The organism is Brachybacterium sp. 107 (assembly GCF_052379725.1).
In the GTDB taxonomy this organism is placed as follows: Bacteria; Actinomycetota; Actinomycetes; order Actinomycetales; family Dermabacteraceae; genus Brachybacterium.
This window is the reverse complement of record NZ_JBQSYW010000001.1, coordinates 460,803-479,486: the sequence shown is the minus strand read 5'-3', so window position 1 is coordinate 479,486 and position 18,684 is coordinate 460,803. Positions and strand designations below refer to the sequence as shown.

The following is an 18,684-nucleotide window of genomic DNA, read 5'->3' as shown; positions in this document are numbered from 1 at the left end:
GCGGCAGGCTCTCGCCCCGCCCCCTCGCGTCTGGCTCCCGCCCCATACCCTCGCGGCAGGCTCTCGCCTCGCCCCTCGCGTCTGGCTCCCGCCCCATACCCTCGCGGCAGGCTCTCGCCTCGCCCCCTCGCGTCTGGCTCCCGCCCTGCCCCCGCGCCTTCGCGCCACAGGTCCCTGTCTCCCCTCCCGGGACCGCGAGGTCCCGAGGTCTCGAGTTCCCGGCACCCCTTCCGTGTTGAACGGTTAACCTGAGCCCGGACCCGTCGGCGTGATCCAGGTGGCGGGCTCCGTGCCGCCGTCCGAGAGGGACCACGATGACCGACGCCCCCAGCCACCCCAGCCCCCTGCCTCGCGACGACGACGGCTGCTCCCGCCGCACCGTCCTGGGAGGCGCAGCCCTCGGGACGACGGCGGTGGTCGCCGGGAGCATGCTCGGCGCACCCCGCGCGGCGCAGGCCGCCCCGGTCGAGACCGAGGCGCTCGGCCCGCTCGTCGACGTCGCCCGCTGGGGCACTCCTCGTGCCCTCCGTGCACGGATCCCCGCGCTCACCCAGGCCGCTGATGGCAGCCTGATCGCGGTGTTCGACGCCCGTGACTCGATGGATGACCTGCCCGCGCACATCACCGTCGTGATGCGTCGTTCGACCGACGGCGGCGCCACGTGGGAGCCGACCTGCACGATCCGTGCCGACGCCACCTGGTCCGCCGGGGATCCGAGTCTGCTCACGGATCACGTCACCGGGCGCCTGCACTGCTTCTGCACTGGCTCGGTGCATGCCGGCTTTGCCGCTTCCGGTATGGGCAACGACCCCGAGGACGAGGACATCACCCAGGCGGAGCACCTCGTCTCGGACGACCACGGCCTGACCTGGCAGCACCGCCGCGTCACCGCGCAGATCAAGGACCCGGCCTGGGCAGGGATGTTCGCCTCCTCCGGTACCGGCCTGCAGCTGCGCACGCCCGGCACCGGCTTCACCGGCAGGATCATGCAGTCCTACGTGGTCCGGATCAAGGGCGAGAACTACGCCGTCGCGACCTGGTCCGACGACGGCGGGGAGAGCTGGCAGCACGGGGTACCGGCAGGACCGGGGGCCGACGAGAACAAGCTCGCCGAGCTCTCCGACGGATCGGTGCTGCTGAACACCCGTGCCGCGGGCGGGTATCGCCGCCAGGCCATCTCCACCGACGGCGGGGCGACCTTCACCGCGTTCGAGACGATCCCCGAGCAGATCGACCCCGGCAACAACGGGGCCATCGTCCGCGTCTTCCCCGATGCAGGCCCCGAGGATCCGGCCGCCCGCGTGCTCGCCCTGAGCAACTGCGCCGACGCGGACATCCGGCGCCAGCTCACACTGCGGATCTCCTTCGACGACGGAGCGACCTGGCCTGCCTCGTTCCTGCTCGACGACGACGCGTCCGCGTACTCGACGATCGTGGCGCTGGAGGGGGAGCCCGGCGTGCTCGGGCTGCTGTACGAGCGGGAGGGCTACTCGACGATCAGCTATCGCCGGATCGACGTCGGGGCGCTGTCCCCGGCGCCGCTGCTGCTCGAGATCCCTGCGGAGACGTCCCTCGCGGCCGGGACGAGCACCACGGTGACGGTCACCGTGACCAACCAGGGCACCGAGCCGGCGTCGGGCGCGGAGGTCTCGCTCACGGCGCCCGACGGCGTCACCGCAGCGCCCGCCGCCGTCGCGGAGCTGGCTCCCGGGGCGAGCACGGAGGTCTCCCTCGACGTCGAGGTGCCGGCCGGCCTGGCGGGGCCGCGGGCGCTGTCTCTGCAGGCCACGGCGATGATGATCGTGCCCGCCCTCGGGCCGGCCGTCGGCGGAGGGGTGCGAGAGGTGCACGCGGCCCGGCCAGCGTCGGTCGTCCTCGACATCGCCGGGACCGCGCCCGTCGCGGCCCTCGAGCTCACGCCGGTCATCGACGCGATCTACCCCGATGAGGAGCACCGTTCACTGCTCGGCGACCTCGCCGTGCCCTGGGTGCGCGTACGCAATGCCGGCGGCACCACGGTGGACGCGATCGAGGTGAGCTCCTCCACCGGCGGCTCCGCGACGGTCGACTCCCTGTATCCCGGAGCCACCGCCATGATCCGTGGTCGTGACCAGCTGGGATACCGGCTCCAACAGACCGATCTCGACGACGCGACCTGGGAACCCCGGTTCCACGCGCAGGGCACCGCCGACGGTGGGACTGTCGAGTCGGACGCGCAGCTGGTCCCTCTCGACCTCGGGGACCGCCCGGCCGCGCAGGCCGACGCCGTCGTCTCCCTGCCGACGGGGGATGCTCGCACCTCCGCCTTCGTCCGCGTGCGCCCGGATGACCCGACGCCGGAGACACTTCCCGACGGGACGCGCCTGGCGCTGACGATTCCTCCGGGTGGTCGCACGAGCCTTCAGCTGGTCGTGACGGCCCCGCGCGCTGGAGCGCTCGACGTGACGGCCCGCGGCCGGAAGCTGTCGGTGAGCGCCTCTAGGGTCGAGGAGATCGTGGAGGTGGAGCCGGGCGGTGCGTCGACCGGCACCAGCACCACCGATCCGCTGACGCCGCTGCCGGCGCACGTCGACGCAGGCAGCAGGTCCCCGTTGTGGGTGAGCATCGCCGTGCCGCCGGATCATCCCGGCGGCACCGAGACGGTGCGCCTGACCGTGCTGCAGGACCGTCGGCCGCTGGGCAGCTACCCGGTGGAGGTCACGATCCCGGCGGTGCCGCTCGCCCCGCTCGCGGAGCGACCCTTCACACTGGACCTGTGGTGGCACCCCGACGCGATCGCTGATGCCCAGGGCCTGACGACCTTCAGCGAGGAGCACTGGATCGCCTGCCGCCCGTACCTGGAGGACCTCGCCGCCCATGGGCAGGATGTCGTCAACGCCGTCGTGGTGGACGATCCCTGGCTGATCGAGGACCCGGACACCGGCGAGATCGTGCCGCAGACGGCTTTCTCCTACCTGTCCCTGGTGGGCTGGCAGTGGGACGGCACCACCTTCACCTTCGACACGACCCAGTTCGACCGCTGCGTCCAGGAGCACGAACGGGCCGGAATCACCGGGCCGATCCACCTGTTCGCCATGATCCAGTTCCGGCTCGACCAGCGCCTCACCTACGTCGACACCCGGAGCGGACAGCAGGTCGACGAGGAGGTCGAGCTGGGCGATGAGCGCTACCGCGAGGCATGGGGAGCGTTCCTCACCACGATGCACGAGCACCTCGTGGACCGCGGCTGGTGGGACCGGGCGGCGCTCGCCTTCGACGAGCGCCCCAAGGCCCTCATGGATGCGGTGTTCGAGGTCATCCACGATGTCGCCCCGCAGTGGGACGGCCGCATCTCCCTCGCGGCGAACTCCCTCGAGGAGGCGGACATCGCCCACTCGATCTCCTTCAACCACAGCTTCCTCGCGGAGGTGCCCGCCGAGCTGATCGCGGCGCGGCTGGAGCGAGGGGAGCCCACGCTGTTCTACACCTTCTACGATCCGGTGCGCCCCAACACGGTGACCGCCTCGCCGCCGATGTCCTCCCGGATGCTGGGCTGGGAGGTGGCGCGGTACGGCCTGGACGGCTACCTTCGCTGGACGTACAACTCGTGGCCCGCGGACGTGCTGGAGAACCCGAGCCACCGCTATGGCCAGGGCGATGAGTACATCGTCTACCCCGGCGCCGAGGGCCCGATCTCCTCGCTGCGCTGGGAATCGCTGCGCGACGGACTGGACGATGCGGAGATCTTCCGGCTGCTGCGGGAGCAGGATGCGGCCCGGGCCGACGAGCTGCTGAGCCGGATCGCCGCCGACGACGCGGACACCCCGGAGGCCTGGGCCGCCATGGCAGGGCTCCGGGAGCAGGCGCTGCGCGAGCTCGAGCAGGGAGGCGCGAGCGCCGGCTGAGGCCGAACCCCGAGGTCGCGCCCTCCTCAGCGGGCACCAGAATCATCGAAACCCTCGATATGCACCGTTCACGGTGCATATCGAGGGTTTCGGGGAGCCCGGCTCAGGCCTCGGCGTCGAGATCCTTCTCGAGGAGATCGGCCAGGGCGTTGACCGACTCATCGGCCCCGTCGCCCTCGGCGCGCAGAGTGACCTCGTCGCCGTGCCCGGCGCCCAGGGTCATGAGCATGAGCATGCTGGAGGCCTGCACGGCGTTGCCGCCGGACTTCTCGATGGTGACGGTCGCGCTCTGCTCGCCGGCGGCCTGCGCGAAGATGCCCGCGGGGCGCGCGTGGAGCCCGGAGGCGCTGGCGATCTTGACGGTGCGCTCTGCCATGGTGTGTGCCTTTCGACGGGCCGCCGCGCGGTTCGCGACGGAGGGGTGACGCGGTCTCCCGCGCCGAGTTCATACGGTGTCCTCAGAAAATATACCGGTCCGCCCCGTGAGCCCGGGGCCCAGGGGGCGGGCCATCGCGCGGGAGTGGGAAGTGTCCCCACCGCGCGGCGCCCGTCGGCCGGTCCTCAGAGGGTGGACTGCCTCGCGGCGACAGCATCCCGCACCGCAGCGAACAGCGGGTGCGAAGGCTCCAGGCCGGTGATCTCGGCCGCGGCGGCGTCGGCGTCCTGCGAGCGCAGGATCTCCTGCAGCCGGTCCACCTCGTCGTCACCTGTGGGGGTGAAGGCGAGCGCCGCCGAGAAGGAGGCGAGCAGGCCCTGATGTCCCAGCCCGCGCTCGGCGAGCTCGGCGGCCGGACTGATGATCCGCTCGTTCCGGGAGAGCTTGCGCAGGGGCGCGCGCCCCACCCGCTCGACCGGGTCCGGCAGGGCGGTGTTCGCGAAACGGCCCAGCACCTTCGTGCGGTACGAGGCCATGTCCTCCTCGGAGAAGCCGTGCTTGGCGACCAGCAGCTCGGAGGTCTCCGTGAGGACCGAGGTGACCCGGCCGTGCACCGCGGCATCGGAGATCGCGTCGGCGATCGTCGAATGACCCGCGGCCCAGCCGAACCAGGCGGTGGTGGCGTGACCGGTGTTCACGGTGAACAGTTTGCGCTCGATGTACGGGCCGAGGTCGTCCACCCAGGTGATGCCCGGGACGTCCAGCTCCTGGCCGGCGAAGGGCGTGCGATCCACGGCCCACTCGTAGAAGTCCTCCACGGTGACGTCCAGTCCCGCACCCTCGGCCTGCACCGGCACGATGCGGTCCACCGCGGTGTTGGAGAACAGCGCCTTGTCGTCGAGGTCCTCGCCCTGGTAGTTGGCGCGGATCTCCTGCTCCAGCAGATCGGTCGCGTTGATCGCGTTCTCGCAGGCCATCACGGCCAGGCGGGGGGCCCCGGCGGGGCGGGCCGCGATGCCGGCGGCGATGTTCGGTGCGACGAAGCGCAGGATGTGCGCGCCGACGGCGGTGGTGACGACGTCGGCCGACGCGATCTGCTCGGTCAGGCCCTCGGGATCCTTCGTCGAGTTGATTGCGCTGAAGCCGTCGACGACGGTCCGCGTCGGGTTCTGGCCGACGGTGCGCACCTCGTAGGAATCCGCCTCCTGCAGCTGGGTGATCAGGGCGTCGGCGACGTCCGCGAACACGAGCTCGTAGCCGGCCTGGTGGAGCAGCAGGCCCACGAATCCGCGGCCGATGTTCCCCGCGCCGAAATGCACTGCCTTGGTCATACGATCACTCCTTCTCGTCGCCGAAGATCGCCAGGATCTCCTCGGCGCTGGTGGCCTGCTCGAGGCGCTCGACCTGGGCGGGATCGGAGAAGGTCATGGCGACCTTCTGGAGCAGCTCGAGGTGCTCGTTGCCGACCCCGGCGATCCCGATCACGAACTTGGTCGGGTTGCCGTTCCATTCGATGCCGTCGGGGTAGCGCACGAACGACATCGCCGAACGCTTGATGGTGGACTTCGCGTCATTGGTGCCGTGGGGGATGGCCAGGCCGTTGCCCATGAACGTGGAGACCGTGGCCTCGCGGGCGTGCATCGCGTCGACGTATCCCTGGTCCACGGCGCCTGCGCCCACCAGCAGGGCACCGGCCTCGTCGATGCCGGAGGCGGAATCGGTCGCGGTGCCGGTGAGGACGATGCTCTCGGGGGAGAGGATCTCCGGGGAGGCGGCCGAGGTGTCCGAGGCGGCAGCGGCGTCGGAGGAGTCAGGGGCCTCGGACGCTCCGGCGGCACCCGCCGACTCGTGCTGGGGAGCGGTCGTCTCGGCCGCACGACGGCCGTGGCCCTCGCCAGCGCCCGCGCCTGCTGCTCCGGCTGCTCCGGCACCGACGGTGGCGGCGGTCGCTCCTGCGCCGACCGGCTCGGAGTCGGTCTCCGCCTGGGGATCGTTGCGCTCGTGCACGAGCTCGACGACCTCGTCATAGCGCGGGGAGTTCATGAACTGGTCCACGCTGACGTGCACGGCGGAGCCGGTGCGCTGACGGGCCCGGTCGGTGAGCTCCTTCTGGGTGACGACGACGTCCCACTCGTCGTTCAGGGAGGAGATCGCCTTGTTGGTGACCTCGACGTCGTCGAAGCCGGCAGCGCGCACCTTCTTGCGCAGCACGGTCGCGCCCATGGCGGAGGAGCCCATGCCTGCGTCGCACGCGAAGACGATCTTGTCGATGCGCCCGGTGTGGCCGAAGCCGTCGGCCGCGGCGGCCGCTCCGGCTCCGGCACCCGCGCCGGTCAGGGCGCCGGCGACGGAGGACTTCTTGCCCTTCATCTCCTCCATCTTGGCGGTGGCGGCGGCGATGTCGCCGTCGTCCTGCTTGCCGATCTTGAGGAACAGCGTGGAGAGCAGGAAGCTCACTCCGGCCGCGGCGAGCACGGCGAGGGTGATGCCCAGGTAGGAGTCGCGGGCGGCGACGCCGTAGATCGCGAGGATGGATCCCGGGGAGGCGGGGGCCTTGAGCCCGGTGTTGAACAGGACGTTGACGAACACGCCTGACATGCCGCCGCCGATCGCGGCGAGGATGAGGATCGGCTTCATGAGCACGTAGGGGAAGTAGATCTCGTGGATGCCGCCGAAGAACTGGATGATCGCGGCGCCCGGTGCGGAGGCCCGTGCGGCGCCGCGTCCGAAGAACGTGTAGGCGAGCAGGATGCCGACGCCCGGTCCGGGGTTCGACTCGAGCAGGAACAGCACCGACTTGCCGTTGGTGGCGGCGTCGGCGATGCCCAGCGGGGTCAGCACACCGTGGTTGATGGCGTTGTTGAGGAAGAAGACCTTCGCGGGTTCGATGAGGAGCGAGACCAGCGGCAGGAGGTGCGCGTTGATCAGTGCGGCGACGCCGTTGGCCAGCAGGGTCATCAGGGCGTTCACCAGCGGGGCGAGGCCGAAGAAGCCGGCCGCCAGCATGATGAAGCCGAAGATCCCGGCGGAGAACATGTTCACGAGCATCTCGAAGCCGGCGGGGATGTGGTCCTGCCACAGCTTGTCGAGCTTCTTCATGATCCAGGCCGCGAGCGGCGCCATGATCATCGCGCCGATGAACATGTGCACCTGGGGCAGGGCCGCGAAGTCGGCTTCGGCCTTCCCGCTGGCGAGCCATTCCTTGAGCGCTGCGGCGTTGTCCTGGGCGATCAGCCAGTCGGAGCCGGCGATCACGCCCATGGTGGCGATGACGCCGACCACGGCGCCGCGTGCCTCGTAGATCATGCGACCGCCGGTGTTCGCGATCAGCAGCGGCAGCAGGTAATGGATCATCGGGCCGACGGCGCTCTCGAGCGGAGCGTTCGGCGTCCAGCCGTCCTCGATGAAGAAGGCGGTGAGGATGCCCCAGGCGATGAGGGCCGGGATGTTCGGCATCACCATGTTCGACAGCGAGGTGCCGACCTTCTGCAGGGCCACGCGCGGGCTGAACCCGCGCTTGGCCTCGGTCGTTGTAGACATGACACGTCCTCAGGGATGGCCGGGGACCACGGGCCGGGGTCTCCGGAGGGCGACGGCGTGCGCCGACTGACGCACTGCGGCCGGGCGGGGCGATCTCCGAGCATGGATCTGAGGAGTAGCTCCGGCGGCGTGAGAGCAGTCTAGTCCTGGCGACGGCACGGAACAGGCAGCCCGGGACTCGGCATCCGTCGAGGTGGCGCGGAGGAGTCCGTGCCGAGGAATCGGAGTGGGGGAGCGAACGACGGGACGGGGCGCTCAGGCGTCGGCGGTACGCGTGGCCCGCCAGCGGCGGTAGGACATCAAGGTCAGGACGATCACGATGATCCAGGAGATCACCACGGCGATGCCGTGGCCGATGTCGGGGTTGGCGAGGAAGGAGCCGATCGCGATGAGGGAGATCTGGCCGGGCAGCGCCGACAGGGCGGTGGCGATGAGGAAGTCGCGGCTCGTGATGCCCAGTGCGCCGCTGCCGTAGTTCACCGGCCAGTAGGGGATGCCGGGCATGAGGCGCAGGGTGCACACGGCGTAGAAGCCCCCGTTCTCCAGCTGGTCCTCGACCATGTCCGCGTGCGAGCCCAGGCCCCGCATCACGGTCTCGCGCCCCAGGCCGCGGGCGATCCAGTAGCCGCCCCAGCAGCCCAGCACCACGCCGATCATCGACAGCACGGTCCCGAACGGCAGGCCGAAGAGCATCCCGCCGGCCACGGCCATGATCGTCACCGGGATCGGGGTGAGGGCGACGACGGCGTAGAGGCCGATGAACGCGAGCGGACCCCAGGCGCCGAGCTCGGCGAACTCGGCGCGCAGCTCGTCGAGCGATGGCAGGCGCACGTTCAGCGCGAGCCAGATCATGGCCAGCACGGCGACCACGAGGGCGACGTTGCGCAGCACGGACCCCCACGGCACGCCGCCCCGTCGGCCCCGGCCCGACGAACGGTCATCGGCGGATCTTGTTGCTGCAGTTCCGGCCGGAGCGGCCTCTGCCGCAGCAGTTCCGGTCGCATCGGCTCCGGGCTCAGCGGGGCCGGATGCGGGCTGCGCGGGGCGCGCGGAGGAGTTCTCGAGCATCCCGCGATCCTAAGGTGCTGGCGCTGTTCGTGCAGTTCCCGCCGTTTCCGCCGTTCAGCGCTCCGTGGGCTCCACCCGGGACTCCCCGGCCCGCACCGCGAGCGGCAGGTGATTGCCCGCCGGCGGCCTGGGGCAGGTGCCCCAGGCGCTGAAGGCCGAGGGGAAGTTCAGGGAATAGTTGAGATCCACCCGCACCTGGTCGTCGTCGAGCTGCGCGCTCACCTGGCGCCAGTCGGCGGTGTCGGTCCCGGAGGTCTCGTCGGTGAACAGGATGCTCGACTCCCCGGTCAGCACGAGGTCCACGGCCGTGCCGTCGATCTCGAGGGTGGCCACACCGGGGGAGGGCAGCTCCTGCTGCAGCCACGGCATCGCGGAGTCGACCGTCACGGTGGTGGTCTCGCGCCGCCAGGTGCCGGTCAGCACGAGGGCCGGGTCGTAGTCGAAGGTAGGCACGCCGTCGAAGGCGGTCAGGCGCGGGGCCGACGGGTCGAGCAGACGCAGGCCGATCCGCCCACCGCGACGGATCACGTCGATCTGCACGTCCTCGCCGTAGCTGGCCAGGCGCACATCGCCGGTGCCGGTCACGGTCACGGTGGTGCGGTCGGCGTCCTCGTGGACCTCGACGTCAGGGGCATCGGCGAGCACCGTCAGCTCTGTGCCCTCGAGGTGGACGACTGCCCGATCCTCCACGATCTCCCAGCTGCCGGGCACGCCCTCGAGGCGCTGAGGGCCGGCCGTAGGATCGATCCACCGGATCCCCACCTGGGCGAGGATGCCGTGGGGAGCGGCCAGGGACTCGTCGCGACGGCGGCGGAAGCCCTGCCAGGTGGTCGTGGCGCTGTCGGGGGTCTGGGCGGTGGTGCTCATGGGCGTCTCCTCGCTCGGTGCGTGTGCCTCGAGTCTGCCTCTGGAGGGGGCTGCCGTGCACGGGGCGCGTGATCTGCGGACACAAAGCAGTCGGCAGGGAGCTCGCGGTGTCACCACGCGGTGGTCACCACACGGCGCGGAGCACCCGGATGGCGGCGTCCAGGTCGAGACCGTCCTCGCGCGAGCTCGAGGCGAGGCGTCGCGCGGCGCGGGCGACGGCGGGGGAGACGGGGGAGGCCTGGTCGCTCACCCGGGACCCGGAGCCGGTGCGGGAGACGATCAGCCCGCTGGCCTCCAGCGCCCGGTAGGCCTTCGCCACGGTGCCCGGGGCGACCTGCAGATCGGTGGCGAGCTGCCGGACGGAGGGCAGGCGGTCCCCACGGGCGAGGGCGCCGGTCGTGATCAGCCCGGCGATCTGGTCGTGGATCTGCTCGGCCGGGCTCCCACCGGCCGGGGTGATCTCGATGATCATGCCGACTCCCGGGAGGTTCTCGCGGACCGAGGGAGAGCCGTCAGCGCGGTGTAGACCCAGAGCCCCAGGCCGATCGCGGCGAGGAGCGGGGCGCCATATTCCAGGAAGGGTGCCAGGTCGGAGAACGCCGAACCCGTGGAGAAGTGCTCTCCCGATTCGGCACCGACGGTGAGACTCATCGTGGACGTCGACTTCAGGAGACGGAGGACCGACGCGAGGTGGAGCAGCAGCGCTCCGGTCGTGATGCGGGCGACGTTCGTGCTCCGCAGGCGGCGTTGCGCGATGTCCTGCTCGACGTCCTCCGGATGCGGCGGCCGGGCGATGCCCGCCCATGCCATCACTGTGGCAGCGAGCAGGAGGACCAGGGTGATCATCGGCGCCAGGGAGTAGTGCCAACCGTAGAAGTCGGTCTCCGCGCCCCCGCTGCCCAGCTCGATGACATAACGCGTGAAGTGGCCGGCCTCATCACGCTCCGAGACCAGACCGGTGGCCACGGTGATGGTGACGACGAGCGCGAGCACGATCCCGAGGGTCACCATCCATGGCCCGCTCAGGAACGAGGTCCAGGTGCGCCGCGTCAGCTGGGCACCGCTGGAGCGACGGCCGCGCGCAGGGAGTCCGAGCAGGAGCACCGTGAGGACCCCGAGCGCCAGCGGCAGCACGAAGCGTACGGCGGCGTACACGTCCCAGGGGAAGGACTGGAGGTCGGTGACATACATCGGGATCAACGGGGACGTCGAGAACACGATCATGATCAGCGACGAGGCGCCGGCAGCCAGAGCGGTCACGAGGCCGACCGGCCGAGCGAGGCGGGGGAGCCTCCTCCGCAGGACGAGTCTCAGCAGCGCCGCGCCGAGCACGCCCACGACGAGGGGGATGTACAGGAACCACATCGGAAGAAACCTCGATCCGTATCAGTCAGGTGACACAAACCGTATCAGCTGATTAGTACGTTATCGAGGGTGAGCAAGTCAGCGCCACCGGCCCGCGGCGGTCTCGAGGGTGGCCTCGATGGGGTGCCGGCGTGGTGGCTGTGCTGGCTGTAGCGGCACCGATGGTCACCCTGGTGGCGGCCGCTGAAAAACAGAGGCGGCCGACGGGATGGTCCCGTCGGCCGCCGCGCTGTCGAGCTGGTCGTGCAGCAGCTCTGTCCGCTCAGAGCAGGCCCTGGGCCTCCGTGCCGGCGGGGATGGGGGTCATGCGGGTGACCAGGCCCGGCTTCTCGACGAGGTCGGCGACGTCGGCGCGGAAGATCTTCACCTGGTCGCTGTCACCGTGGGCGTCGAGCGCCTCGACGGAGGACCACTTCTCGATCATGGTGATCGTGCCGTCCTCGGCGTCGTGGATGGAGTAGAGCTCGCAGCCCTCCTCGGTGTGCACGGCGGCGATGCCGCGCTGCATGGCGTCCGCGAGCTCCTGCTTCTTGCCGGGCTTGGGGTAGAAGATGGCGGTGACGACGACAGCGGTCATGGGGGCTCCTGGTGCTGATCGGGGTGGGGTCCTGAGCATCCATCCTGCCTGGTCGAGCCGCTCGACTCCACCCCGTCCCAGCACGGCGACCTCCGCGACGGCGACGGTTGTGGGGCCGACGCCTCGCGGCGGATCGCCCTCACCGTGCGGTCCAGGCCTCCCAGAGCGTCGCGTAGAGGCCGTCGCCGTGGCTGAGCTCCTCGTGGGTTCCTGATTCGACGATCCTGCCGCCCTTCATCACCAGCACGCGGTCGGCGGTGACGGCCTGGGACAGGCGATGGGCGACCACGAGCCCGCCCCGGCCCGTGAGCACCCCGCGTGCCGCGGTCTCGAGATCCCGGGCGCCGGAGGAGCCGGCCTCCGCCGTCGCCTCGTCGAGGACCACGAACTCCGGATCCGCCAGGACGATGCGGGCGAGAGCCAGCATCTGCTCCTGCATGGCTGTCAGCGGCTGCCCGCCGTCGCCCACCACGGTGTCGGTGCCGTCGGGCAGACTGCTCACCCAGCGGTGGGCCCCGACGGTGCTCAGGGCGGCGAGGACGGCACCGTCGTCGGCCTCCGGGGCGGGCACGCGCACGTTCTCCGCGAGGGTGCCGGCGAAGACGTGTACCTCCTGGCTGACCATCGAGATCCGTCGTCGCAGTGCAGGGGCGGAGAGGTCGCGAACGGCGTCGGCTCCCAGGCGGACGGTCCCGGTCGTGGGCAGCACGGTGCCGGCGGCGATCTGGGCGAGCGTCGACTTGCCGGCGCCGGTGGCACCTACGACGGCGACCACCTCGCCCGGCGCGATCCGCAGATCGACCGCGGCGAGCACGGGGTGGTCGACCTCGTAGGAGTGCTCGACGCCGTCCAGCAGCAGCGAGCCGTCCGCCGGCGGCAGCGTCTCGAGGGTCAGGGCGCCCGCCATCGCCGCGATGCCGACTGGTTCTGCCGCACGTGCTGATCGTGTCGACGACGACGGCAGGTCGATCACGCCGACCATCCGTGCGAGCGAGGCGCCGGCGGACTGGATCTCGTCGAACATGCCGACCAGTGCGCCGATCGGATTGAACAGGCGGTGGAACAGCAGCGCTGCGGTCGCGACGCCGCCGGCCGTCAGCCCACCGGACTCGACCAGGAGGAACCCGGCCACCAGGAGGGCGGCGAGGACCACCGCCTCGGCCCGGTTGTTGCGCGAGAAGGCGCGGGTGAGGAAGCGGAACACGTCGATCGAGAGGGTGCGCGCATCGGCCGACGCGGCGTCGATGCGCTCGAGCTCGACCCGTTCGGCCTCGTACGCCCGCAGGGTGGTGGCGCCGCCGATGCCGCCGAGCATGCGCTGCGAGCGCACACCGAACGCGATCCGCTCCTGGGCGTAGATCGGCCCGGAGCGGGGCAGGTACCAGCGCAGCGTCAACGCGTACATGGGGACGGCGACGAGGCCGACGAGACCCAGCCTCCAATCCACCACCGTCATGCCCGCGGCGGAGACCACCACCACGAAGAGCGACTGCAGGAACATCGGCAGGATGGCCGAGGCGGCCTCGGTGACCACGCGGGAATCTTCCGCGACACGGGAGACGAGATCTCCGCGCCCTCCGCTCTCGACCACGGAGGAGTCGACGGCGAGGGCTGCGTCCAGGACGTCCTCCCGGAGCGATGCGACGGCCGGCTCCGCGAGCGCGCCCATCCACCAGCGGCTCAACCAGGTGCCCAGACCGCCCACGATGCCGGCGACAAGGATCCAGACGGCGCCCTGGACCACCGGGCGCATCGAGGTCTCGACGCGCAGCGCGTCCACGAGCCCGCCCACGACCCAGGGGCCGACGAGGCCGGCCAGCGCGGTCACGAACCCGGCGACGGCGATCAGGAGCAGCAGGAGGAGGCGGCCGGACAGGAGGGGGCGAAGAGCCGCGAGGACTCGCCGCCGGGAGGCGGTGGGCAGGATCATCGCTCACCCCCGGCGGTCTCGTGGTCCTGCTCGCCGGCCTGCTCGCCGGCCTGCTCGCGGTCAGGGCCCGTCAGGGTCGGGACGCGAGTCACGGCCGAGGCCGCCGCCGCTGGATCCGGGTCCGGATCGGCGGATCCCTCGGCGTGGATCTCGTGGATCTCGTGGATCTCGTCGGCCAGGGCACGGAAGGCCGGGGAGGAGGTGAGCACGAGGGTGGTGCGGCCGGCGCGCTCCCGCTGCACGCCCCGCGCTATCTGCCACTCGGTCACCGAGTCGACGGCACTGGTGGGATCCTCGAGCACCAGCACCTCCGGGTCCGCGTACAGGGCACGGGCCAGGGCGATCCGCTGGCGCTGGCCGCCGGAGAGGTTGCTGCCCGCCTCGCGCACCTCGTGGTCCAGGCCGCCGGTGACCACCCCGAGCACCTCCGCGGTCCCTGAGGCGGCGAGCACCGAATCGGGCACCGGGGTGCCCGGGTCGTGGAGCATCGTGATGTTCGAACGGATCGTGCCGGCGAAGAGATCCGCCGCATGCGGCGCGCTGATCATCGACCCGGCCAGGGGGCGGGCGATCTCGTCGCGGCGGGAGCCGCCCACGAGGACCCGATCTGCGCCCGCACCGCCCGAGAGGGCCCGGGCGAGCCGGAGGGCCGCCGCGGGCTCCGAGACGTCCAGGACGCACAGCACCCCGTCGCTGATCCGCAGGTCCACCATGTGGTGGATCCCGAGGTCCAGGGAGTCGACGGCGATCGCGGAGCCGGTGGGCAGCGGCCCCGTCGGCTCGACGGATCGACCGCCGCCCAGGAAGTCCGCGATCTTCCCGGCCGCGCCATGGGAGCGGGCGAAGACGGTCATCGTCATGGTGAGGGTCTGGATCGGCTCGGAGAAGAACACGGCCACGCCGATCACCGAGACCAGCTGGCCCACGCTGAGGTCGCCCGTGGTCACACGCCAGCCTGCCATGAGCACCACCCCCGCGAGGATGACGCCGACGCCGAGGGCGCCCAGGCCGGAGACTCGACCGGAGACATCGGCCGTGCGGACCCCGGCGGCGGCCGCGTCGGCGGAGGCGCGGTGGTACCGCTGCGAGGCCCAGCGCTCACCGCCGATGGCCTTGAGGATCCGCAGGCCGCCCATGGTGTCGCTCGCGACCGCGCCGGCCTCGGCGACCGCCGCCTGCTGATCACCGCTGCGCCGGGAGATCGCCCGGGAGGGGCCGGCGACGACCACGAGGGCGAGGGGGACCCCGAGGATCACGACCAGGCCCACCGGGAGGTCGACCCACAGCAGGTACGCGGAGGCGCCGGCGATGCCGATGAGCGCGGAGCCCCCGGAGGCGAGCTGTCGGAAGATCATCGCGGCGACGTCGGCATCCGCCGACGAGAGCGACAGGACCGCGCCCGGCCGGCGCCCGTCGAGCGCGCCGCGGGTCAGCAGCGCATGGCGTGCCACCTCGACCCTCAGTTCGTGGGCCTCGAGCTGCAGTGCCGTGTTCATCCGTCGCGCCCCGAAGCGATAGGCGAAGGAGAGCACCGTGAACAGCGCCAGGAGGCCGACGATCGAGAGCAGCAGGGCGGTGCGGTCCCGGGGCACGATCGCGTGGTCCACGATCAGTCCGATCGAGATCGGGACGAGGGCTTCGCAGAGCTGCCAGGTGGACATCAGCACGAGTCCGGGGATCACGAAGCGCAGCCGACGACCGACGGCTCGTCGGAGCAGGGAGCCGCTGGTGGGCGAGGTGGGCATGGGGCCTTCGAGGAGAAGAGTCGTCGCGGCCGGGTCCGGCGCTATGAAGGCAACCCTAACCTGGGGTGGAAGGGGATGGGGCCCCGGGTGCGAGGGCGGACGCCGGCACCCAGGGGGACGCGGTCCCGGGTGCCGTGCGCGGCGCGCGTTCAGGCGGTGTGCGGCAGCCCCACAAGTTCTGCGCTGCGCTGCCACAGCGCCTCGGCGAGCTCGAGGTCGTCGGCCTGTGGGTTCACGCGCGTCGTGGGCCGGTCCTGGTCGTAGTAGCGCCCCGAGGTCCAGGTCGAGCCCGGCGTGCCGGTGAGGAACCAGGCCAGGGTCGCGCCGCCCTGCTCGGAGCTGATCATCGGCGCGAGGCGTGCCAGCGGTGACTGGTAGAGCCAGCGCATCGGGCTGCGGGAGCCGGCGGAGAAGCTCGTGCGCACCAGTCCGGGGTGGAACGCCGCGGAGGAGATCCCCTGGTCGTGGAACTTCGCATGCAGGCTGCGGGAGAACAGTACGTTGGCGAGCTTCGCGTCCCCGTAGGCCTTGCGCGGGCTGTAGCGGCGCGCGTTGTCGAGGTCCTCGACGTCGAGGTGCCCGAACAGCCGGTGCGCGACGCTCGAGGTGTTCACGATCGCGGCGCCCCCGGCCAGCAGGCGCGGCAGCAGGAGGTTGGTGAGCAGGAACGGGGCGAGATGGTTGACCTGCATGGTCTTCTCGAAGCTGTCGACGGTGGGGGTGCGGTCACCGAAGATCCCGCCTGCATTGTTGGCGAGCGCGTCGATGCCGTGCCCGGCCGTCGCCTCCGAGAGCTCCTCCGCGAGGCGGCGCACGTCGTCGAGGCGGGCGAAATCGGCGACGAAGTGCTCGGCGCCGACGTCATGCGCGACGGCCGCGGTCTTCTCCGGTGAACGGCCCACGAGGAGCAGCCGGTTGCCCGGGCCGGCGAGCTGGCGGGCCGCGGCGGCGCCGATGCCGTCGGAGGCGCCCGTGATGACGATGGTGGTCGGGGTCGGGGTCGGGGTCGGGGTCGGGGTCGGTGCGGACGTGTCTGTCGTGCTCTGGTCCATGGTCAGTCCTTGGTCGCGTCGTGGATGGAGGTGTCGCCCGAGCTCTCCAGGAAGCGTTCGAGCAGCATCGCCAGCTGAGTCTGCTCCGTGCGGCTGAGGCGGGCGTCCAGCAGTTCCTGTTCGCCGTGTGCGTGCGGGACCACGACCTCGTCCACCAGCTCCCGGCCGGCGTCGGTCAGGCGCACGAGCACGCGACGCCGATTGGAGGGGTCCATCGTGCGTTCGAGCAGGCCCTTGTCCTCCAGGCGCTGCAGGCGGTTGGTCATCGCGGCGCCGGTGACCATGCTCGATGCGGCCAGCTCGCCGGGCGTGAGCGTGAACGGCGTCCCGGAGCGGCGCAGGGTGGCGAGGGTGTCGAACTCCCCGCGATGCAGGCCGTATTCCTGGAACGTCGCCTGCAGGGTGCGGCTGACGATCTCCCCGACGCGGGAGAGGCGGCCGATCACCCCCATCGGGGTCGCGTCGATGTCCGGGCGTTCCCGGGCCCACTGGGCGAGGAAGTCGCTCACGCGGTCGGCCATGTCATCGCCTCCAGAATATTCGATGCCTAACTGTTTGATGCAAGCCTACCGGGTGTCTAGATTCTCAACCATGAAACAGTTAGAGGTCGAAGGATTCAAGGTCGACGGTTCGCCTCCGCGCGGTCACGGGGTCCCGCCGGTTCCGTTGCCCGGCTCGGCTGCGGCACTCACCGTCGCCCTGACCGCGATCGCCCCGATCACGTGGGGCACCACCTATGTCGTCACCACCGAGCTGCTGCCCCCAGACCATCCCCTGTGGTCCGGGGTCCTGCGGGCGCTGCCCGCCGGGCTGCTCGCCCTCGCCCTCGGCCGCGCTCTCCCGCACGGTCACTGGTGGTGGCGCTCCCTGCTCCTGGGGACGCTCAACATCGGCGCCTTCTTCCCGCTGCTGTTCCTCGCCGCCTACCTGCTGCCCGGGGGAGTGGCGGGAGTGTTCGGTGCCACCGGGCCGCTGCTGGTCGCGGTGCTCGCCGCCGTCCTGCTCCGGGAACGACCGACCGCACGACGGCTGACCTGGGGAATCATGGCCGTCCTCGGGGTCGCAGCCATGGTGCTCGGGCCCGACGCCGCGCTCGATCCGCTCGGGGTCCTCGCCGGCCTGGGCGGCGTGACGTCCATGGCGGTGGGCACCGTGCTGTCCAAGAAGTGGCGCCCACCCGTCGGCCCGATCGCCTTCGCGGGCTGGCAGCTCACGGCCGGTGGTCTGGTGATCCTCCCGCTCGCCGTGGCCGTCGAAGGTGCGCCGCCGGCGCTCGACGCGCAGGCCGTGGCGGGTTACGCCTGGCTGACGCTCGTGGGCGGGCTGCTCGCCTATGCGCTGTGGTTCCGGGGGCTGGGTCGGATGCCGGCCGGGAGCGCCGCCTTCCTGCCGGTGCTCTCACCCCTGGTCGCCGCCGTGCTCGGATACCTCGTGCTCGGCGAGCAGCTCACCGCCGTCCAGCTGGGTGGCTTCGCCCTCGCGCTGATCGCGGTGGTCGCCGCCCAGAGGACGTCGCGCCGACGGGAGGGGTCGGCATGAGGATCCTGATCATCGGGGGGACCGGCGCGGCAGGCTCGCGCATCGCGGCCGAGGCGCAGTGGCGGGGCCACGCGATCACCATCGCGTCTCGGACGACGGGGATGAGGGTGGATGCCTCCGACACCGAAGCGGTGGCCGCGGCCGCGGCGCGCATGGACGTCGTCATCGCGGCGACACGGCCGGCGCTCGGGCGAGAGGCCGACGTGGTCGCGGTGACCGCGGGTCTCACCACCGGAACGGCCCGGGCGGGCGCCCGCCTGCTGGTCGTGGGCGGCGCCTCGCCGCTGCGCGTGCCCGGCACCGGGCGGACGGCGCTCGAGGACCCGCGCTGGGTGCCCCCGACGATCCGGTCGATCGCCGCCGCGAGCACCCGCCAGCTCGAGATCCTGCAGGCGGCCGGTCGGGAGAGTGCCTGGACCTACCTGGCGCCGGCGGCGGACTTCGCGCCTGCCGCGGACTTCCCGGCCGGCGCGGACCGCGCGCCGGGCCTCGGCCAGGGCTCCTATCGCCTCCACCTCGGGCGTGACGGGTCCGTCCCCGACCTCGTGATCGCTGCGGACGGCACCTCCCGCATCTCGATGGAGGACTTCGCGCTCGCCGTGCTCGACGAGGTCGAGGGGCCGCGCATGCTCCGCGGGGTCATCGCTGTCGGTGCCTGAGGTGCGGCGCGCGGGACGCGGTGGCGGCAGGTCCGCCAGCGGGCCAGGATGGGATAACCCCTGATCACGTGGAAGGACCCTC

The 18,684-nt window shown here is 71.5% G+C and carries 15 protein-coding genes; 3 read left to right on the top strand and 12 right to left on the bottom strand.

All coding sequences use genetic code 11. The annotated features are described in order from the left end of the window. Window positions 1–314 precede the first annotated feature (314 nt). Window positions 315–3,884: a glycoside hydrolase domain-containing protein gene (locus tag ACT3UL_RS02115; RefSeq protein WP_444576471.1), complete on the top strand. Its 3,570-nt coding sequence runs from the start codon at window positions 315–317 to the stop codon at window positions 3,882–3,884. Window positions 3,885–3,987: 103 nt separating this feature from the next. On the opposite strand, the gene ACT3UL_RS02110 is transcribed toward ACT3UL_RS02115, so the two are convergent. The 12 genes from ACT3UL_RS02110 to ACT3UL_RS02055 all read right to left on the bottom strand — a co-directional run bounded on the left by ACT3UL_RS02110 (window position 3,988) and on the right by ACT3UL_RS02055 (window position 16,925). After that, entirely contained in the window at window positions 3,988–4,260 is a 273-nt protein-coding gene (locus ACT3UL_RS02110; protein ID WP_444576470.1) for an HPr family phosphocarrier protein, read from the bottom strand. 185 nt (window positions 4,261–4,445) lie between these two features. Beyond that, entirely contained in the window at window positions 4,446–5,591 is a 1,146-nt protein-coding gene (locus ACT3UL_RS02105) for a mannitol-1-phosphate 5-dehydrogenase (protein ID WP_444576469.1), read from the bottom strand. A gap of 4 nt (window positions 5,592–5,595) precedes the next feature. After that, window positions 5,596–7,800: a PTS sugar transporter subunit IIA gene (locus ACT3UL_RS02100; RefSeq protein ID WP_444576468.1), complete on the bottom strand. Its 2,205-nt coding sequence runs from the start codon at window positions 7,798–7,800 to the stop codon at window positions 5,596–5,598. Window positions 7,801–8,055: 255 nt separating this feature from the next. Continuing rightward, on the bottom strand, window positions 8,056–8,868 hold the full coding sequence (locus ACT3UL_RS02095; protein WP_444576467.1) for a TVP38/TMEM64 family protein: 813 nt from the start codon (window positions 8,866–8,868) through the stop codon (window positions 8,056–8,058). A 54-nt stretch (window positions 8,869–8,922) separates the two neighbouring features. Continuing rightward, on the bottom strand, window positions 8,923–9,735 hold the full coding sequence (locus ACT3UL_RS02090; RefSeq protein ID WP_444576466.1) for a DUF1684 domain-containing protein: 813 nt from the start codon (window positions 9,733–9,735) through the stop codon (window positions 8,923–8,925). 124 nt (window positions 9,736–9,859) lie between these two features. After that, window positions 9,860–10,207, bottom strand: coding sequence for a GntR family transcriptional regulator (locus tag ACT3UL_RS02085; RefSeq protein WP_444576465.1), 348 nt, complete (start codon window positions 10,205–10,207; stop codon window positions 9,860–9,862). Beyond that, on the bottom strand, window positions 10,204–11,100 hold the full coding sequence (locus ACT3UL_RS02080) for a hypothetical protein (RefSeq protein WP_444576464.1): 897 nt from the start codon (window positions 11,098–11,100) through the stop codon (window positions 10,204–10,206). The genes ACT3UL_RS02085 and ACT3UL_RS02080 overlap by 4 nt, the downstream gene beginning before the upstream one ends. A gap of 262 nt (window positions 11,101–11,362) precedes the next feature. Further along, entirely contained in the window at window positions 11,363–11,677 is a 315-nt protein-coding gene (locus ACT3UL_RS02075) for a putative quinol monooxygenase (RefSeq protein ID WP_444576463.1), read from the bottom strand. A gap of 139 nt (window positions 11,678–11,816) precedes the next feature. Beyond that, on the bottom strand, window positions 11,817–13,607 hold the full coding sequence (locus tag ACT3UL_RS02070) for an ABC transporter ATP-binding protein (protein WP_444576462.1): 1,791 nt from the start codon (window positions 13,605–13,607) through the stop codon (window positions 11,817–11,819). After that, window positions 13,604–15,352, bottom strand: coding sequence for an ABC transporter transmembrane domain-containing protein (locus ACT3UL_RS02065; RefSeq protein WP_444576461.1), 1,749 nt, complete (start codon window positions 15,350–15,352; stop codon window positions 13,604–13,606). Before ACT3UL_RS02065 ends, ACT3UL_RS02070 begins: the two co-directional genes overlap by 4 nt. 149 nt (window positions 15,353–15,501) lie before the next feature. Then, on the bottom strand, window positions 15,502–16,404 hold the full coding sequence (locus ACT3UL_RS02060) for an SDR family NAD(P)-dependent oxidoreductase (RefSeq protein ID WP_444576460.1): 903 nt from the start codon (window positions 16,402–16,404) through the stop codon (window positions 15,502–15,504). A gap of 2 nt (window positions 16,405–16,406) precedes the next feature. Beyond that, entirely contained in the window at window positions 16,407–16,925 is a 519-nt protein-coding gene (locus tag ACT3UL_RS02055) for a MarR family winged helix-turn-helix transcriptional regulator (protein ID WP_444576459.1), read from the bottom strand. 70 nt (window positions 16,926–16,995) lie between these two features. Here ACT3UL_RS02055 and ACT3UL_RS02050 point away from each other — a divergent pair, with 70 nt between their 5' ends. Continuing rightward, complete coding sequence (locus ACT3UL_RS02050) at window positions 16,996–17,943, top strand: EamA family transporter (RefSeq protein ID WP_444576458.1); 948 nt, start codon at window positions 16,996–16,998, stop codon at window positions 17,941–17,943. Continuing rightward, the gene (locus ACT3UL_RS02045; protein WP_444576457.1) at window positions 17,940–18,602 is read left to right on the top strand and encodes an NAD(P)-dependent oxidoreductase; all 663 of its coding nucleotides are present in this window, start codon (window positions 17,940–17,942) and stop codon (window positions 18,600–18,602) included. The genes ACT3UL_RS02050 and ACT3UL_RS02045 overlap by 4 nt, the downstream gene beginning before the upstream one ends. The last annotated feature ends 82 nt before the right edge of the window (window positions 18,603–18,684 follow it).

Excerpts from the sequence above, each read along its gene's own strand:
- ACT3UL_RS02115 (WP_444576471.1), top strand. The coding sequence starts at position 315 with ATGACCGACGCCCCCAGCCACCCCAGCCCCCTGCCTCGCGACGACGAC.
- ACT3UL_RS02110 (WP_444576470.1), bottom strand. The coding sequence starts at position 4,260 with ATGGCAGAGCGCACCGTCAAGATCGCCAGCGCCTCCGGGCTCCACGCG.
- ACT3UL_RS02105 (WP_444576469.1), bottom strand. The coding sequence starts at position 5,591 with ATGACCAAGGCAGTGCATTTCGGCGCGGGGAACATCGGCCGCGGATTC.
- ACT3UL_RS02100 (WP_444576468.1), bottom strand. The coding sequence starts at position 7,800 with ATGTCTACAACGACCGAGGCCAAGCGCGGGTTCAGCCCGCGCGTGGCC.
- ACT3UL_RS02095 (WP_444576467.1), bottom strand. The coding sequence starts at position 8,868 with ATGCTCGAGAACTCCTCCGCGCGCCCCGCGCAGCCCGCATCCGGCCCC.
- ACT3UL_RS02090 (WP_444576466.1), bottom strand. The coding sequence starts at position 9,735 with ATGAGCACCACCGCCCAGACCCCCGACAGCGCCACGACCACCTGGCAG.
- ACT3UL_RS02085 (WP_444576465.1), bottom strand. The coding sequence starts at position 10,207 with ATGATCATCGAGATCACCCCGGCCGGTGGGAGCCCGGCCGAGCAGATC.
- ACT3UL_RS02080 (WP_444576464.1), bottom strand. The coding sequence starts at position 11,100 with ATGTGGTTCCTGTACATCCCCCTCGTCGTGGGCGTGCTCGGCGCGGCG.
- ACT3UL_RS02075 (WP_444576463.1), bottom strand. The coding sequence starts at position 11,677 with ATGACCGCTGTCGTCGTCACCGCCATCTTCTACCCCAAGCCCGGCAAG.
- ACT3UL_RS02070 (WP_444576462.1), bottom strand. The coding sequence starts at position 13,607 with ATGATCCTGCCCACCGCCTCCCGGCGGCGAGTCCTCGCGGCTCTTCGC.
- ACT3UL_RS02065 (WP_444576461.1), bottom strand. The coding sequence starts at position 15,352 with ATGCCCACCTCGCCCACCAGCGGCTCCCTGCTCCGACGAGCCGTCGGT.
- ACT3UL_RS02060 (WP_444576460.1), bottom strand. The coding sequence starts at position 16,404 with ATGGACCAGAGCACGACAGACACGTCCGCACCGACCCCGACCCCGACC.
- ACT3UL_RS02055 (WP_444576459.1), bottom strand. The coding sequence starts at position 16,925 with ATGGCCGACCGCGTGAGCGACTTCCTCGCCCAGTGGGCCCGGGAACGC.
- ACT3UL_RS02050 (WP_444576458.1), top strand. The coding sequence starts at position 16,996 with ATGAAACAGTTAGAGGTCGAAGGATTCAAGGTCGACGGTTCGCCTCCG.
- ACT3UL_RS02045 (WP_444576457.1), top strand. The coding sequence starts at position 17,940 with ATGAGGATCCTGATCATCGGGGGGACCGGCGCGGCAGGCTCGCGCATC.